The organism is Pseudoflavitalea rhizosphaerae, assembly GCF_003991355.1.
Taxonomy (GTDB): Bacteria; Bacteroidota; Bacteroidia; order Chitinophagales; family Chitinophagaceae; genus Pseudobacter; species Pseudobacter rhizosphaerae.
Genome location: NZ_RCSU01000008.1, coordinates 161,476 through 177,195, shown reverse-complemented (window position 1 = coordinate 177,195; position 15,720 = coordinate 161,476). Strand labels below are relative to the sequence as shown.

Annotated in this window: 12 protein-coding genes; 8 read left to right on the top strand and 4 right to left on the bottom strand. The window is 47.3% G+C overall.

What is annotated here, in order from left to right; translation table 11 throughout:
- Positions 1-15: 15 nt before the first annotated feature.
- The 4 genes from D9Y29_RS15305 to D9Y29_RS15290 all read left to right on the top strand — a co-directional run bounded on the left by D9Y29_RS15305 (position 16) and on the right by D9Y29_RS15290 (position 3,794).
- Positions 16-1,740, top strand: a complete 1,725-nt coding sequence (locus D9Y29_RS15305) for a phospho-sugar mutase (protein WP_127129692.1) — start codon at positions 16-18, stop codon at positions 1,738-1,740.
- A gap of 23 nt (positions 1,741-1,763) precedes the next feature.
- Positions 1,764-2,318 carry an OmpH/Skp family outer membrane protein gene (locus D9Y29_RS15300; RefSeq protein WP_127129690.1) on the top strand — a complete coding sequence of 185 codons (555 nt, stop codon included), beginning with the start codon at positions 1,764-1,766 and terminating at the stop codon, positions 2,316-2,318.
- A 113-nt stretch (positions 2,319-2,431) separates the two neighbouring features.
- The gene (locus D9Y29_RS15295; RefSeq protein WP_127129688.1) at positions 2,432-3,034 is read left to right on the top strand and encodes an RNA polymerase sigma factor; all 603 of its coding nucleotides are present in this window, start codon (positions 2,432-2,434) and stop codon (positions 3,032-3,034) included.
- Positions 3,035-3,041: 7 nt separating this feature from the next.
- Positions 3,042-3,794: an outer membrane protein assembly factor BamD gene (locus D9Y29_RS15290; protein WP_127129686.1), complete on the top strand. Its 753-nt coding sequence runs from the start codon at positions 3,042-3,044 to the stop codon at positions 3,792-3,794.
- Here D9Y29_RS15290 and D9Y29_RS15285 read toward each other — a convergent pair.
- Positions 3,716-6,526: a CHAT domain-containing protein gene (locus tag D9Y29_RS15285; RefSeq protein ID WP_127129684.1), complete on the bottom strand. Its 2,811-nt coding sequence runs from the start codon at positions 6,524-6,526 to the stop codon at positions 3,716-3,718. The genes D9Y29_RS15290 and D9Y29_RS15285 overlap by 79 nt on opposite strands.
- 49 nt (positions 6,527-6,575) lie before the next feature.
- On the bottom strand, positions 6,576-7,499 hold the full coding sequence (locus D9Y29_RS15280; protein ID WP_127129682.1) for a hypothetical protein: 924 nt from the start codon (positions 7,497-7,499) through the stop codon (positions 6,576-6,578).
- Positions 7,500-7,937: 438 nt separating this feature from the next.
- Here D9Y29_RS15280 and D9Y29_RS15275 point away from each other — a divergent pair, with 438 nt between their 5' ends.
- From D9Y29_RS15275 to D9Y29_RS15260, 4 genes are read left to right on the top strand one after another with little or no spacing between them, the layout of a single operon-like run.
- Positions 7,938-9,899, top strand: a complete 1,962-nt coding sequence (locus D9Y29_RS15275) for a T9SS type A sorting domain-containing protein (RefSeq protein WP_127129680.1) — start codon at positions 7,938-7,940, stop codon at positions 9,897-9,899.
- A gap of 44 nt (positions 9,900-9,943) precedes the next feature.
- Positions 9,944-10,483 (top strand): hypothetical protein, encoded by a 540-nt coding sequence (locus tag D9Y29_RS15270; protein ID WP_127129678.1) that lies wholly within the window; start codon positions 9,944-9,946, stop codon positions 10,481-10,483.
- Between the two features lie 32 nt (positions 10,484-10,515).
- Complete coding sequence (locus D9Y29_RS15265; protein WP_127129676.1) at positions 10,516-12,525, top strand: autotransporter outer membrane beta-barrel domain-containing protein; 2,010 nt, start codon at positions 10,516-10,518, stop codon at positions 12,523-12,525.
- Between the two features lie 26 nt (positions 12,526-12,551).
- Positions 12,552-12,809 (top strand): hypothetical protein, encoded by a 258-nt coding sequence (locus D9Y29_RS15260; RefSeq protein WP_127129674.1) that lies wholly within the window; start codon positions 12,552-12,554, stop codon positions 12,807-12,809.
- Between the two features lie 208 nt (positions 12,810-13,017).
- On the opposite strand, the gene D9Y29_RS15255 is transcribed toward D9Y29_RS15260, so the two are convergent.
- A complete protein-coding gene (locus D9Y29_RS15255; RefSeq protein ID WP_127129672.1) occupies positions 13,018-14,211 on the bottom strand; it encodes a Gfo/Idh/MocA family protein in 1,194 nt (397 codons plus the stop codon).
- 35 nt (positions 14,212-14,246) lie between these two features.
- A complete protein-coding gene (locus D9Y29_RS15250) occupies positions 14,247-15,449 on the bottom strand; it encodes a nucleoside permease (protein ID WP_127129670.1) in 1,203 nt (400 codons plus the stop codon).
- Between the last annotated feature and the right edge of the window lie 271 nt (positions 15,450-15,720).

Here is a 15,720-nt window from a genome sequence, read left to right as displayed (position 1 = left end):
AAATAAAAAGTTAGTATGGAAGATAAGATCAAGGAAAATGTGAATGCCTGGCTGAATGGAAATTTTGATCAGGATACAAAAAATGAGGTCAAAAGACTTGAAGCAGAGAATCCCAATGAACTGGCCGATGCATTTTACCGGAACCTGGAATTCGGTACCGGTGGCTTACGCGGTATCATGGGCGTAGGCACCAACCGCATGAACAAGTACACGGTGGGCATGAGCACACAGGGATATGCCAATTATCTAAAACAAACCTGGCCCGGCGGCGAAATACGTGTAGCTATTGCACATGATCCCCGCAATAACAGTCGCGCCTTCGCCGAGATCACCGCCAATGTGATGGCCGCCAACGGCATCAAAGTGTTTCTCTTTGAATCCCTGAGACCTACGCCTGAACTGAGTTTCACTATCCGTAAGCTCGGCTGTCAGGGCGGCGTGGTTTGTACCGCTTCCCATAACCCGAAAGAATACAACGGTTACAAAGCTTATTGGAATGATGGCGGACAACTGGTGCCGCCGCATGATAAAAACGTTATACGTGAGGTAGACAAGATCGCTTCGGTAGACGATGTGAAATGGAGCGGCGGAGAAGCCAATATCCAGATCATCGGAAAGGAAATGGACGATGCCTATATCAAAATGGTAAAAAGACTCAGTGTTTATCCTGAAGTGATTGCGCAGCAACATGATCTGAAGATCGTGTATACACCTATTCACGGCACAGGTATCATGCTGGTTCCGCAGGTATTGAAGGAGTTCGGTTTCACCAATGTTACGATAGTGGAAGAGCAGGCAAAGCCCGATGGCAATTTTCCTACCGTGGTATATCCGAATCCCGAAGAGTCCGAAGCCATGAGCATCGGTCTCAAAAAAGCGAAAGCACTGGACGCGGATATCCTGCTGGGTACTGATCCTGATGCAGACCGCGTGGGCATCGGCATCAAGGACAATAATGGTAACTGGGTGCTGATGAACGGTAACCAGACAGCAGTACTCGCTTTCAACTACCTGCTGGAAGCACGACGTACTAAAGGTGTGGCACAACCGAATGATATGGTGGTGAAAACCATCGTTACCACCGATATGATAGACAGGATCGCGGCGCATTACAATGTTGCCTGTTACAATGTGCTCACCGGCTTCAAATGGATCGCAGAACTCATCAAGGAAAAAGAAGGAAAAGAGAATTATGTAATTGGGGGAGAAGAAAGTTATGGATTGATGATCGGCGACCAGCTCCGCGATAAAGACGCCGTCAGCGCAGTTGCCCTGCTCTGCGAAATGGCAGCCTACGAAAAAGCGAAAGGGCGCAGTCTCTACGATAAACTACTTGACCTCTATGTTCAGTTCGGTTATTTCCAGGAACACCTGATCTCTATCACAAAAAAAGGAATGAATGGTCAGCAGGAGATCGCCAATATGATGGAGCAGTACCGCAAAACACCGCCTGCATCCCTGAACAATGTACCTGTGGTACAGTTATTGGATTACCAGCTGAAGCGCGGACGCAACCTGCAGACAGGAGAGGAATGGGATATCAGGCTGCCTGGCTCCAATGTATTGCAGTTCATCCTTGCGGATGGAAGCAAGATCTCTGCCCGCCCCAGTGGTACGGAGCCCAAAATAAAATTCTATTTCAGTGTGAATACGCAACTCAGCAATGCCAACGGGTTTCCTGAAGCACAGGCTGCAGCAAAAAGCAAGATCGACGGGATCATTCAAGGCCTGTCTTTATAAAACCAATAAAAAAAACAACTACAATGAAGAGATTATTTTCATGCTTACTTGTGACCATGGTTTTGATGAGTGTGGGTACAGGCTCTCAGGCTCAGACCAGGATCGGGTATATCAGCCTGCAGGAACTGATTGTTGCCATGCCTGAATACAAGAAGGCCAATGGCGATATGCAGGAGCATCAAAAAGCTTTGCAGGAGCAGGCAAACGATTACCAGTTGGAGTTTCAGCGTAAAGACAGCATTTTCAATGTTGACTCTACCAAATGGACAACCGCCATGCGTGAGGTCAAAAGAAAAGAATTGAACGAATTATATATCAGGATCGTGAACTTCAACCAGACTGCGCAACAGTCTATGCAGAAAAGGGAGCAGGAACTGCTGGCGCCTATTCAGCAAAAGGCCGTGCAAACCACACAGGCAGTTGCCAAAGAGAATGGGTATGCTTATATTCTCAGCAAGGAGCAACTGATCGCTTTCCCTGCTGCCGATGATATACTGCCGCTTGTAGCAAAGAAACTGGGCTTAAACCTGAGCGCGGCGCCACCGTCAGGAGCACCGGGCGGGGTAAAGAAACCATGACCGGTATAAACTATTAGTAAAGAGCCGCTCCTATGGGATCGGCTTTTTCTTTTATAAAAATCCCTAATCAGGTTACATTTACAAAAACAGGATTTACCAATTGGTTGAGGCATATGAAAAATAGCCCTAATTATAGTGATACCGCCCTTTTAACCCTCATAAAGAATGATCAGGACCTGAACCTGGTTATTCGTTTCATCTATGAGCAATATTCGGCTATGATCAGCGCGCATGTTCTGAAGAACAGCGGCACCAGGCAGGATGCAGAAGATATTTTCCAGGATACTGTAGTAAGCTTTATCGAGATCGTCAGGAAAGATAAGTTCCGGGGCGATTCATCTATCGGTACTTTCCTGATGAGCATGGCTAAGAATAGCTGGCTGAATGAATTAAAAAGAAGAACGAGGGCAAGTTTGAGGGAAGAACAATTCCAGCATTCAAAGGAAATACAGGAAAACGATATCAGTGCTTTCCTGGTTGACCAGGAAACGAAAAAACAATTCAAAGATATACTTGGCAGGTTGGGGGAAAACTGTAAAAAGATACTGTTGCTATATTATTACCAGAACCTGTCTATGAAAGAAATCGTTTCACATTTGCCTTATGAAAATGAACAGGTGGTAAGGAATAAGAAATACAAATGCCTGCAACAGCTATCCGACTTGCTGCGCAATTCCCCTGCCATCAGGAATTCATTCAATTACCCACACGAATAATATACGTATGGAAGAAAGCAAGAGAAATCTATTGACAGACCACCTGGATGAAACACTGCAGGGACGCCGGATACCGGAAGCGGAAGAACTGATCCGGCAACAACCGGAAGCCCTGGAAGAATGGAACTACCAGAACCTGGCAGTGGATGCTATCCGGTATGAAGGTCTTGTACAGCAGGTAGCTGCCGTGAAAGAACAGTTCCTCGCCGATACCCGCAAGGCCCCTGTTTTTTCAATGAAAAAAATTTTACGCGTGTCCGCTGCCATCATTGTGCTGCTTGGAGCTGCTGCCGTTTTGAAATATGCTTCAGTGAACAGCAAGCACTTTTTCAAGGACCACTACGCAGCTTATGAATTGCCGGTAAAGAGGGGAGAAGGCGTTCCGTCGGGCCAGGACCTGGTGCGGGCCTATGATCATAAGAACTGGAAAGAAGTTATCCGGCTGTATGAGCATTTGCAGGTGAAGAATAATCAGTCGATCTTTCTGGCAGGCATAGCCGAAATGGAACTGCATAATTATGATGCTGCCATCCGAAAATTTGAAGGCGTGCTGAATAATGCAGGAGATCGCGATTATGAAGATGAAACAAATTACTACCTGGCCCTGGCTTTATTGGCCAATGATCAACCGGCGGAAGCTATTGCAATATTTGAAAAGATCGAAACGAATCCTGGTCATCCCTATGCCGAAAGGGTAAAAGGCTTCTCAGAACTGGATCTGAATATCCTGAAACGCAAAGCGGGTAGCAGGAAGCAATAAGGGACCGATAAAAACAGGAATATCAAAAAGTATAAGAAAGATATCGATAAAGGCATTCTTTTTACCATTGGACCGGTGTTACCTAACAGTACAAAATTGGCCCAGTAATCCGGCGTTTTGTACAGGGCATCGCTGTGCAGGTAGTCCAGTTTCGCCAGTTGAAGGGCTTTGGCTCTGGAATGCCCCTGCTGCAGATGATGATGAAATCTTTTCAGAATAACAGAAGAAGCTTTATCGTCTGCTTTCCATAAACTGTTGATGATACTGGCACAACCGGCATAGGCAAATCCTCTCGACAGGCTCATCACTCCTTCACCATTAATCAGCTTACCCTGTCCGGTTTCGCAGGCGCTGAGTATCACCAACTCTGTAGCATCCATATTCAGTCCGTATATTTCATCCGCATACAATCGATTGTCTTCATATTTTCCTTTATCCGGATAGAATGCAAGGAATGAACCACCACTATTGTCGAGGTCTGCCACTGCATGGGTAACTACATGCAGCACCGGATAACGGTTAAGGTTTTGCAGAAAATTTCCTTTGGTAGCACTGCGATCCGTTAACTGCAAGCCCGGCAGTCCTTTTATTTCGTTTATGGATGCGGGTAAGCTGTAAAGTACTGGATGGCCGGGGATAGAAATACCAGAGTTATTGAAGGGGGCCATCGCCAGTACGTTGTAAGGCGCCTCTCCGGTTCTTGCCGCGAACTGCGGAACTATGAACTGGGATGAAAAATGATAACTGGTGGTGATCGATTCCAGCAAAGGCGCACCCTTATTGTCAGGCAAAGATTCAAACGGTAGAAAATGCAGCACATCGTCAGGAATAATGATCCATTCCTTCAATCTGCCGGTCACAGACAGTATTGGCAGCACCAGGCGCTGGTACAATTCCGGGCCTGTCGCCTGGCCGCTGAACCTGCGCCCGGGGGTTGCAGTCTGTAAAGCATCGGTCCAGGTATTGATCAGCTGTTTTATATACTTCAATGAATCGGTCTTCAAATACCGGAAGTCATTACTGCTGATCACGAATGTATGCAGACTGGCGGTATCTGCATAAAGGCTCACCAATACCTGCTCCTTGCCAATCGCCTGCTGGATCTGTTTGAGGCTGGGATAGGATTCTTCATATTTCAGCCTGTAATAAATATTGTTCCGTTCAATTTCCTGTTGGAGTTTGGACAGTTCGATCTCTACATTCATTTTTTCCTTAACGATGGATGCGCTTGCCTGCAGATCGTTAGCCTGGTCCAATTTTACATTGAGGCGGGCGATACTGTATTTCAGTTGTCTTTCTTCCTGCAGCAAAACCGGATCGATGCCGTTGATCTGTTTATACTGATGTTCTTTCAACTGTTGTGCTATCACAGATGCCTTGCTTTTCTCTGCGATCAGGAAAGCCTGTTCAAGATATTGTTCACCCGGATGTTCCTGATGAAGCTGCATGCAAACCCTGAAAGCCCCATCATAAATTGCTTTGCTGTTTTTTTTCAGCAACAATCTTGCATCATCGGTATCGTAGCTTTTCTCGATATACCGAAGCAGGGAAATGGCGCTGTGGTAAGCGGCCAGTGATGCAGTCAGCCGATTGCTTGTATTGAACTGCTGAAATATTTCGGCTTTCAGTTTCAAAGCTTCCAACAATTTATAGGAAGTGAAACTACCTGTAAATCCATCCGGATTAGTGGATATATCCTTGTTATTGAATCTCCCTGAAAATATGATCACAGCCTGTTGAAGAGATGTAAGGGCTGCTGCAAACTGCTTTTGCTGATGCTGTAATCGGGCACGGTAAAAAAAGTAAATGCCTGCGTCCAGATCCTTTGCATTACCGGACCTGTTCTGTGATCTGTGCGCAAAACTGCTCAGAGACCGGGCTGCTGAACCAGGATCATTCAATTGCAGATACGCCAATGCCATTTCGTTTTCTACCCCGGGCACTTCAACAGGGTTCACTTTTTTAAAACAGTTGAGCGCCTGCACAGGATTACCCATTGCCAGGTAAGCCTTTCCCATATTCAGCCAAAGCTGGTTGGTGAACAAGCCGTATTTGAGCAGCCTCCCGTAAATGGCGAGCGCCTGCCCGAACTGTTCCTGCCTGTAAAAGGAAGCGGCAATATTGTTCTCGAAATTGATGGCGGAAATTTTATCGAAAGGCTTCTTGCTTTTTACGATCTCAAGTGCCTGCATGAAATAATTACTGCTTTGCCGGTAATTGCCGCTCTCGTAGAACAGGGCGCCCCATACATTGTACAAGCGTTCTTTTTCGGGCAGGCCGGGAAATTGTTTACTCAGTGATTCCGCAGCAGCGAGGAAGTGATTGGCAGAATCGAATTGATTGAGGTTATAATAAACTGAACCTGTATAAACAGTCAAAGTAAAGAGCAGGGAGTCGCTCCATTTCTTATTCAAACGATGAACCCACAAAGCTTTCAGATAAGAATCGCGGGCGCCGGGATAATTTCTTTTCACATCCAGCAGGATACCTTTTTTTAGATAGGATTGAAAGAGGATGGTATCAGTGATATGTCTTTTTTCACATAGGGTTATTAATTTTCCGAAGCCGGCAAGGGCTAAACTATCTGTTTGGTCTGTAGGTTCAGGGAGATAAAAAAGATGGTTGGCCTTTTGATAGAGCGCCAGTACTTCCTGCTCCGGGTTACCGGTAGCAAAGCTCCTGTTCACACAGAACATCAGCAGACTGAACAGCAGGATGGTAATCCGGCGCATGGGTTTTTCTCGGTTATGGGGTGGGTATACTGCGAAGGTGGCAAATGCTTTAATCCCTGTATCTCGTAATGATCACCTGCGGTGGCCTGGGAGCCAGGGGCGCATAGATATAACGCGACAAAAAGAAGTCATTTCTCTTTGATCGAATATCTGCTGTGAGCGTTTGCGGGATATCGCTGGCTTTTTCATAATAGAACAGCCGCACTGTTATCTTCTGCAAAGCCTTATTACTGCAATCGCTCAAACGGTAATAGATGGTAACATCCTTGCTGTCTCCATTCTGTGGATTCTGGCCGAATGCGCCTTCCTCAAGCGACTGCCGTAAATTGATAACGCCATTGGTTGTACGAACCCGTACATGCTGATCATTGGCCTTTTGACCGGGAGGCGGTTCATCAGCCTGCCCGTTGCCATTATCGTCATCATCTCCATCATCGAATTCACAATCATTGTTGCCTGGTGCGGGATGATCACTACTGTTATCACAGACTGATGTGGCGGATGGGTCCGCATTGTAATAGGGTATAGCGAGTGTATCGTTTTCGCTTAGTACATAAACACTGTCTACATATGTAATGCCGGAAAGCACCAGTTCTTTCGTACAGGTATCGCTGCTGCCTTCCTTTACAAAGCCCACCAGGTAGCGGGCGCCTGTTTCACTTTTACTGATATTGATGGAACCAGTAGCGCTATCTATCACCAGGCCCTGTGGCATGGCAAAATAAGTGCCGGCGCCGGGATTATTCAGTGGAGAGATGATATAGTCGTTTCCCGGGCCTTTCCATTTCGGACAAACCAGTGCAGTACCGTAATCCGGACCGGTGCAATTGGAGTTAAAGACTGGGCGGGCCGTAGCTGTTTCGGGTAAGCTACCGGTTAGGCGGTCCCTGACCAATTCCTTATTACATCCAACCACTATAATAATCAACAAAACTGTAGTCAGGGATATTACAGCAAACAACCTGGTCTTCATAGAAACATGATTTCTGTCAATAATATGTTACAACGTTCAACAACAGAGAATATTGTTCACTGAAAATGGAGGGAGCAGAGGCACTGCAGCTATTCGGTTAAGACATACCGTTATATCCCGGTTCCCTGAAATCCGGAAAAATCCCTTTAGTAAAAGCTGAAAACCGTTTTGTAACCAGTATTGAAAGGAAATATAAAAAATATTGACACAGCACAAATAATTGAAAATTAGTCGCAAACTATTAGTAAAAAAAAATATCAGTGTATAATTTTACCCAGGACCCATTAACTCCATGAAAACCCTGACATCAAAACCGGCCTGCTATGATGTGTCTACATCTCTGAATTTTTACCCTGTTTGCAGGCAAAAAATTCTCAATATCCGGCGAATTGTTTTCATGGTCTTAATGATCATAATCCATTATCAAAATCCAATCTGATGAAAACAATTTTACGCCTCCTGGTTTTGTTGTTCTATGCAACTTGTGCAGAGGCACAAATTACAAGTCCGGTTGCAAGGGCCGGATTTGGTATCGATGCGGATCTCAGGGCAAATTTCTTTAATGGAATTCAGCAATCGGGCACGGACGATTGGTTCAGTGCCCCCGGAAGTTTTGGAGCCGGAACCTGGGTAATTGATACTACAGGGGCTGCCGAGCTGGTTGCTCGCTATGCCACGGACCTCAATTTCCGGAAGTTGCCTTTCTACCGTACCATGCGGTTACCTGCTTATTCCGTTGTGAACCAGAAAAGATGGATCGATGCGGTATTCATCCGCGATTATCACGGAGATGACTCCACGATGTTTGCCAGCGGTTCCAATAAGAATGGCATGAGCCCAGAATTCTGGACCTGTCCCGTTGCTCAATCCGTACCCGATAAAAATGAGATCCTGGACATGATGGTGCATGTGCGGCGCGCCGGTGCAGGCACCACTTCCAGCGACTCGCTTTGGATGCTCGGCGGCATTTCTATTGAAAACGTTACCGGTAACCGGTATTTCGATTTCGAGATGTACCAGACCGATATTTATTACGACAGGGCCTCTCTCCGGTTCTATGGTTATGGCCCTGACGCCGGCCACACTTCCTGGCAATTTGATGCTGCCGGTGAAGTCACAGTGCCCGGTGATATTATCTTCACCGCAGAATATACTCAAAACGCCCTCACTTATATCGAAGCACGTATCTGGGTGGATCGTGCTGCACTGAACATAACACCCCAGGGGTTCAACTGGACGGGCACTTTCGACGGCGCTTCCAATGGTTCACAATTCGGGTACGCCGGCATCACACCCAAAACAGCCGGTGCATTCTATACAGGATTGACCAGCGCCCCCAATACCTGGGCTGGTCCGTTCAAACTGGTGCTCGGGGATAACAGTGTTCAGAATAATTATATCGCAGGACAGTTCATGGAATTCTCAGTGAACCTCACCAAACTGGGCCTCGATCCTGTAACGCTACTTGGTGGAGATGCCTGTGGAATGCCGTTCAGGCGCATCCTGGTCAAGAGCCGCGCTTCTACTTCGTTTACCGCATCGCTCAAGGATTTCGTGGGGCCATTTGATTTCTTCCTGGCGCCAAGAGCGCAGGCGCTTGCAGACAGGCCTATGTTCTGCGGTACTGTGGAAAATGCAACAGTGTCTGTTTCCAATCCTGTACCTACTTCCAATTATACCTGGTCAACACCAGACGGCACCATTGTAGGCACCAACCTGGGGCCAAGCATCACCGTAAATGCACCTGGCACCTATATCGTAACCCAGGTTCTGGCAACCGGCTGCACCACCTATGCAACGGATACCGTATCACTCGCCTGGGACCCTCTCTGTGTAATACTTTCCGGCAAGCTTACCAGCTTCGAAGGAAACTATAAAAATGGAATGGTGGCACTGAACTGGAAAGTGAACAATAACCAGGAAACAAATTCATTCATCATTGAAAGAAGTGCAGACGGCGTGGAATTTTCCCCGGCCGGAGAACTTCCTTCCCTCAAAGATCAGTACAGCGCTTCTTACAATTTCAATGATAATGTTGGCGAACTCAATACACCTGTTCTGTACTACAGGTTGAAAATGATCAGCAAACAGGGCTATCCTGCATACAGCCGGATCATCAGGATCGTATTGAGCAATGGCGGAGAAACCGGCATCTCCATTACACCCAACCCGGTGAAAGATCAAATGCAGCTTAATATCGTATCCAATGGCAGCAGGAATGTACAGGTATTCATTTATAATATGGCCGGGCAATTGATGCAGTCAACAAGAACCAGGGTCAGCAAAGGATTTTCAAGCATCAGCCTTTCAGGCTTTGATCAATGGCAGCGGGGAGTATACATGATAAAGCTGTTATTGGATAATGAAGTGTTTACAGAAAAGATAGTAGTGGCCAAATAAAACTGAAATAATAAACAGGCATTTAATCAATCAAAGTAGATACTATGAAAACCATCTCCCTGTTCATCATGGCCATTCTGCTGATGCTAATTGGCAGCCATTGCGCACAGGCACAAACCTTCTCGCCACAGGTGATCAACAGTTCCGGTCAGGCCGGTAAAAAGGCCATTTTTTACTTCGACTGGTCTGTAGGTGAATTGGCCCTGATCACCACCATGCAGAACGCCGATAGCAGTTTTATGCTGACAAACGGTTTTCTGCAGCCGGGAACTGCCGGCAAAAAACCTGGCGGTGGTATCGGCAGTGCTTTGAGCAATGATGAAGTGACCCTTCATCCCAATCCAACCGCAGATAATCTCTATGTAACGGTAATGCCTAAAGATAAAGGGCAGGTGAAGATCTACCTGTTCAACCAGAAAGCCGGACTCATTTATCATAAGATCTTCCCTTCAACCAGTGCGGTTGCTGTTACCATTCCCATGGCCAGCCAGATCAACGGGCTATACACCCTCAGGATAGAGTTATATCCGGAAAACGGAGAGCCGCGCAAAAGCAGTTACCCTGTTCTGAAAATCAACAAATAGAAAAAACATTCAATCCCTAATATCCAATCATTATGAAAAGGTTATTACTTCCCATACTTTGTATGATAATGACAGCGCCCCTGCTGGCCCAGGTGGGAGACCATATCAATTACCAGGCAGTAGCCCGCAATGCAAATGGCGATCCTATCCGGGATCAATCCATTACCCTTCGGTTATCCATTCGCGAAGGATTTGCTGAAGGATCGGTCCTCTACCAGGAAACCAGGAATATCAGCACCAACCGGTTTGGAATGGTGACCGTTTCCATTGGCAGCGAAGGCGCCACCAGTGTAACAGGAACTTTAAATAATGTTGATTGGGGAAATGGGTTGGCAAAGTATTTACAGGTGGAGATCGATCCCGCCGGAGGCACTAAAATGCAGGATATGGGGACCGGCCGCCTGCAAAGCGTTCCACATGCCATGTATGCCAGCAAAGCAAAACCTTCGGGGCAGGCAGGCGGCGACCTTACAGGGAATTATCCCAACCCGAGGATCGCTGATGGTGCAGTGTCTTCAGGCAAAATTGCCAATGAATCCGTTACTTCCATCAAACTGGTAGACGGTTCAATAACCACTCAGAAGATTGTTGATGGCGCCGTTACAGCATCCAAACTTGCACCGGGAATCATACCCACTGCATTGCCGCCTGTTGGAGTTGCCGGTGGCGACCTCAGTGGGAACTACCCCAATCCATCCGTAACCAAACTAAGAGGTATTGCTATGAGCGAAACCATTCCAGTTGCCGGACAGGTTTTAAAGTTCGATGGAACCCAGTGGCTCCCTGGTGAAGCAGGTGGTGGCTCAAGCTTTACATTGCCGTATACATCCTCCGGCAATGCCGCAACCGGATTATTGTCGCTCACCAATAACGGCAACGGGGAAGCGCTGCTGGGCATCAATGCATCTGCTGATCCCAATGCAAGCGCTATCACCGGCAATATCACTGCAACAAACGCCGGGCTGATGTCTGCAGGTATCAAGGGTATGAACAATGGAACAGGCGCTGATGGCATGGGCGTATGGGGCTTGCATGCGGCCTCGGGTACAGGTGTGCTGGGCACTTCTTCCGGTGGTTTTGGTGTTAAGGGAGAATCAACTTCAGGCAACGGCCTGGCCGGCAGCAGCGTGTATGGTGCAGGCGTGCTGGGCACCAGCACTGAAGGTACGGCAGGACTCTTCGATATCTCCAACCCCAATAGTTTCAACGATGCCATATTTGCCAGTAACAGTGGTTACGGCAATGGTATCACGGCAATGGCTACCCTGGGTAACGGTGTTTTTGGAATAGCCAATGACCTGGGCGGCGCCGGCGTTTTCGGTGTGAACAATGCAGGAGGAGAAGCCGTGGTAGGCCGTGCATTCAGCAACAGCGCCGCGGCCGTTGTGGGCAGGAATGATGGCGCATATGCCGGTGTGAAAGGTGTGAATGCCGTCAATAACGGAACAGGTATTCTGGCGCAGGCCAATGTGGATGGCGCTGTAGATGGCAATGCACTGGTGGCGTCCCTGGAAGGATCTGCAACTGGTAATACGGCTGTTTTCCAGGCAAACGGCTCCAATGTTGCCCGTATCGATCATACAGGCAGGGGCTTCTTCAACGGCGGAACGCAGATTGGCGGCGCCGATGTTGCCGAGCTGTTTGAAGTTGCAGGTATCCGTAACAGTTATGAACCCGGCGATGTGCTAGTGATCTCAAAGTCATCCGACCGGAAAATGGAAAAATCAACAAAACCATATTCAATGCTGGTTGCCGGCGTATATGCCACCAGACCGGGCGTGACTCTCACAGAGGAAAATGCAGAGCAGGACAAACTTCAGCATATGGTGCCGATGGGCGTGATTGGCGTGATCCCAACGAAAGTTTGCCTGGAAGGGGGCCCCATCGAAAGAGGCGACCTGCTGGTTACTTCCTCCATCCCCGGCGTAGCCATGAAAGCAGACCTGGACAAACTGAAACCCGGTCAGTCCCTTGGCAAGGCATTGCAGGAATATAATGGCAACGGTGTTGGTAAGATCAATGTGCTGGTGAGTGTAAAATAGATTACATCATTTTATAATCGAATAGTATGAAAACATATAAAAAGATAATAAGCATTTCACTCTCTGTTTTCATTATCCTGTGTTGCAACCAGGCAATTGCCCAGTTGGCCAGTGAAAAACCAGTCGCCTCATTTTATTCCAAACTGGCAAAGGAGAAGTTGGCGGAAAAGCAAAAAAACAAAACAGCCATGCCTGCTTTGAAACAACAGCTGCCCAGCAAAAAGCCTATGACCAGGGAAAGCAGGGAGGCTGTTGAAAAAAGACGGCAGAAAGCTAAAATGTAATACTCAGTCAGGTTTATTTCCCGTTTAGGTGTGTTAAGACAAGGCCGTTCCGGAAGGAGCGGCTTTTGTTTTTGCAGGTCCACTAATATCCATGCCGCCGGGCACAGAATTTGATTTCTTTCCACAAAACAGCATCAAAACCTGAATGGCCCAAATAAAAAAGTGACCGCTGGTAAGCGATCACTCTTCCGTAAAATATCGAAATCAATTATTCTATTGTTCTTTCGCTGATCTTTCCTGTTGTTTTGTTTTTCAGGATCAGTTTTTTAGCGCCGTAATGCGTTACTTCTTCTTTTACCAGGTAATGGTCTGCATCAAATTCAACGAGGTGACTGTCTTTTGTAACGCCCGTTCTGCCACGCCAGACATCCAGTTTCACAGGCTCCCATTGTTTGGATTTAGCGGAGCGATAAGCCGCATCCAGTATACAGTTCACCACGTAACCATCATAGAAGGTCTCTTTGGGAGATGTGCCGTTTTCCATGGCATTGAACATATCCATGAACATATGGTTGTAGCCAAGTTCATTCAGTTCATCACCTACCGGGAACAACCAGCCGCTGTTGCTTTCAGCTTTTTCAGCAACATAATCGGCGCCTTTTCCCGTAGTGAACATATCGAAACCGGTACGAAGAAAGCTGTTGATCCAGATGGTGCCTTCAGTGCCCATCACTTCATCGCGGAGATCGAGGCCCCCGCGGAAAGTCCAGCTGACTTCAAACTGTCCGATGGCGCCGTTCTCATATTTCACCAGGCCTATGGCATGGTCTTCTGCATCGATGGGCTTCACCTGTGTATCTGCCCAGCACATCACTTCAACCGGTTTAATATCTTTCCCAATATAACTACGGCTGATCTCCACGCAATGACAACCGAGGTCGAGGATACAACCGCCTCCCGCCATTTCCATATCCCAGAACCAGTCGCTATGTGGCCCGGGATGCGTTTCCCGGCTCTTTGCCCAGAGGATTCGGCCCAAAGCCCCGTTCTGTACGGATTCCAGCGCTTTGATGAATTTGGGCGTATATACCAGGTCTTCCAGGTATCCGTTGAAGATGCCGGCTTTCTCCACTGCATCCAGCATACGTTTCGCTTCCTCACCATTCCGGCCGAGTGGCTTGGTGGTGATCACGGCCTTCTGGTGTTTGCAGCAAAGCAATACTGCTTCTTCGTGCATGTGATTAGGTAATGAAATACAAACCACATCCACTTCCGGACGGGCGATGGCTTCTTCCAGGTTGGTAGTATAAAAACCAACATTGTAATCGTCTGCAAACTTCTTTGCACTTTCCTGTCTGCGGGAATAGATGCTAACGATCTTGTCCCTGCTTCTGTACCCTTGTATCGAATCCGCATAGAAGCGTCCGATAAACCCGGACCCGAGCATCGCAATTCTTTTCATAATGTTTGTTCGTATTAGGTTCTTGAAGTATTGGGTTAAGCCTTCTCAGCAAGCTGTTTTTTCTCGCGGAAAAAGAGAATGAAATAGATCAGCACGGCGATGGCAATGTAAGCAGGAACGAACCAGATACTCTTCCAGTCGTGCCCACCTTCGGTTGCATAACTGTTGGTGATATATCCTGAGAACTTCGTACCGATTACCATACCGAGGCCATAAGTGGCGAAGGTAAAAAGCCCCTGTGCAGCGCTTTTGATTTTTTCTCCTGCTTTCTTTTCGGTATACATATACCCGGTGACGAAGAAGAAATCATAACATACACCATGCAGGATGATGCCCGCATATAACAACCAGGTGCCTGTACCCGCATCGCCATAAGCGAAAGCCACATAACGGAGGATCCAGGCCAGCATGCCGATGATGAGCATATTCTTTACGCCGATCCTGTTAAAGAGGAAAGGAATGGCAAGAATGAAAAGTCCTTCGGAGAACTGGCCGATGATCATTTTACTGGCAGGTTTGTCCATACCCACTTCATTCAGGAATGGATTGGCAAACCCATAGTAGAAGGAGAGTGGAATGCAGATCAGAATAGCGGCGATGAAGAAGACGAGGTAGGATTTATTTTTCAACAGGGCAAAAGCCTCTACTCCAAGTGCTTTGGAAGCCGAGCCATTAGCATCTTTCTTAGGAGGTGTATTGGGTAGTATAAAACTGAACAAACCCAAAACAACTGAAGCGCCAGCTGCGATCAGGAAAGTAGTGGAGGTTTTTTCTATCTGTAACTGTCCAACCAGGAAACCTGCAACGATCCAGCCGATGGTGCCAAATACCCTGATCCATGGGAATTGCTTGCCGGGATCGCTCATGTGCTGGAATGCGATGCTGTTACTGAGAGCGATAGTAGGCATGTAAAGAATGGAATACAATAATACCACCCAAAAGAATACGTCTGCATCCATTACCATCGTGGACAGATACAGGATTACAGCGCCTCCCAGGTGAAGCAGGCCCATCATTTTTTGTGCAGCGAAATACCGGTCTGCGATCATTCCCACAAAAAAGGGGGAGATCATGGTAGCAATGGCCAGCGCCATATAGGCGTCGCCAATTTTAGTATCGATGCCAGCCGTTTGCATATGCTCACCCATATAAGTTCCGAGCGTAACATACCAGGCGCACCAGATAAAGTACTGGAGGAACATCATAATGGCGAGCGAAATCCCCGTGTTAGTTTTCATCAGTCTGTATTGGTTTAGTAGAAGTTATGTTTGATTAAGAGGGAAATTTACAAAACAATTTGATAGTGGCGTCAGTACACAATGAAAAACTCTTCCACATTGTTCATAATATTACGGGGATAAGTAATGCAATGCTATAACGATTGAGCAGAATCAGGGTGTGAGCAGTCGCTCGCCTCTGGCGAGTGACTTGTATTTAGTCGCCTCCGGCGACGCGGTGTTCGCCGGAGGCGAACAATTAGAAGTCACTCGCCAGAGGCGAGCGGCTGCC